Origin of the sequence: Methanobrevibacter filiformis (genome assembly GCF_001639265.1) — an archaeon.
GTDB classification, from domain to species: Archaea; Methanobacteriota; Methanobacteria; order Methanobacteriales; family Methanobacteriaceae; genus Methanacia; species Methanacia filiformis.
Map to the genome: position 1 here is coordinate 1 of NZ_LWMT01000129.1, position 2,048 is coordinate 2,048.

Sequence of the window (2,048 nt, forward strand, 5' to 3'; positions counted from 1 at the left end):
ACTATGGAGAACTATGAAAAATATACTACATAGAAACCCCATTCCAGATATTGAATACCTAAAAAAGGAAGTGGTTAAATTATACTACGAATTAGTTGATGAAATATCTTTTGTCGAAAATTGGATAGATGAATATATTGTCAAAAAATAGGTATCATACTATAGTGTAATAAATCAAACACTTCAAGAAATAGAAATAATTTGTGTGAATGATGGTTCAACAGATAATAGTTTAGCTATTTTAAAGAAATATGCTAAAAAAGATAAAAGAATAAAAATAATATCTAAATCAAATTCTGGTTACGGTCATACAATGAATTTGGGACTATATTATGCAACAGGAGATTATATTGGTATTGTGGAACCTGATGATTATATTGATTTGAATATGTATAAAATACTTTTAAATAAAGCTGTGAAAAATAATGTTGATTTCATAAAAGCAGATTTTCAAATGTTAGTAGGAGAAGGTAAAGCCTCAAAGCTTGATTATCATAAAATAGCAAATGTTGAATTTTATAATAAAATTATTGAACCCAAAAAAGATACTAGAATATTTAATTTCGCACAAAGCATATGGAGTGGAATTTATAAGAGAACTTTTATTAAAAAACATTCCATCTATTTTAATGAAACACCTGGTGCTTCTTTTCAAGATGTAGGTTTTTGTTTCCAAACATTAGCATTCGCAAAAAGAGCCTATTTTTTAAACCAAGGATTTTATAAGTATAGAATTGATAACCCCAACTCTTCTGTCCATGATAAAGGAAAAGTTTTTGCAATAAATCGTGAACACTCATTCTTATTAGATTTTTTAAATAAAAATACTGATTTGAAAGAAAAACTTATTTATGTTTTTCAGTTTAGAAAATTCCATCATTACATTTTTGCACTGGATAGAATAGGAGAAGAGTTTAAAAATATATTTATAGATAAGTTCCATGACGAGTTTGTAGTAGCTGCTAATAATAATCAGCTGAAAGAACATTTATTTTCAAAAAATGACTGGATATTTCTGCAAACAATAATTAATAATCCTAGTAAATTATATGTTATGCCAACAGTATCAGTAATTATACCAATATATAATTCGGAACAATACTTAGAAGAATGTTTGAACAGTATTGTTAATCAAACACTAAAAAATATTGAAATTATTTGTGTAAATGATGGATCAACAGACAATTCTTTAGAAATATTAGAAGATTATTCAAAGAAAGATAAAAGAATAAAAATACTTAATCAAGAAAATCATGGAGCTGGTGTTGCGAGAAATAAAGGACTAAAAATAGCAAGAGGCAAATATCTTTCAATATTAGATGCTGATGATTTCTTCAAACCAGACATGTTAGAAAAAATGTATTGTAAATCAGAAGAATTTAATGCAGATATCGCAATTTGCAAATCAAATGCATATAATAACGAAAGTAAAGAGTTTTTTGACACTCCTGGGACATTAAAAAATATTCCTAAAAAAGAAGTATTTGATTATAAAGATATTAAAAAGGATGTTTTCACTTTTTCACTAGGGTGGAGTTGGGATAAACTTTATAAATCTTCTTTTGTTAAAAATAATAACTTAAATTTTCAAGATTTAAGAAGTAGTAATGATTTATTTTTTGTTTTTACATCTTTTGTAAAAGCTAAAAGGATAACAACTGTACCTGAAGTTTTAGCAACCCATAGGCAAAATGTGAATAATTCATTATCTAATACACGAGAAAAAGATCCTTTATCTTTTTATTATGCTATTAAAGCATTGAAAGCTGAATTAATTGAATTGAATCTTTTTGAAGAAGTTGAAGAAAGTTTCATTAATTGGAGTATAAGTTTTTGTTTTTGGCACATGGACACTAATGAAAAATCAGATTTCATATACTCTCAGTTTAAAAACAAAATTTCGAAAGAATTAGAATTCTATAGGAGATCTTCCATAATTTATTGATTAGTTAATTGATATTTATTGGTTTATATTATGATGATGAAGTAATATTAAGTTAAAATAAGGATTATTATTTAGTTTATTGGGTTTTAAGTGATTTATGTTT

The 2,048-nt window shown here is 25.5% G+C and carries 1 protein-coding gene; it reads left to right on the forward strand.

The annotated features are described in order from the left end of the window. Window positions 1–169 precede the first annotated feature (169 nt). Window positions 170–1,945 (forward strand): glycosyltransferase, encoded by a 1,776-nt coding sequence (locus tag MBFIL_RS04160; RefSeq protein ID WP_281192484.1) that lies wholly within the window; start codon window positions 170–172, stop codon window positions 1,943–1,945. Window positions 1,946–2,048 lie beyond the last annotated feature (103 nt).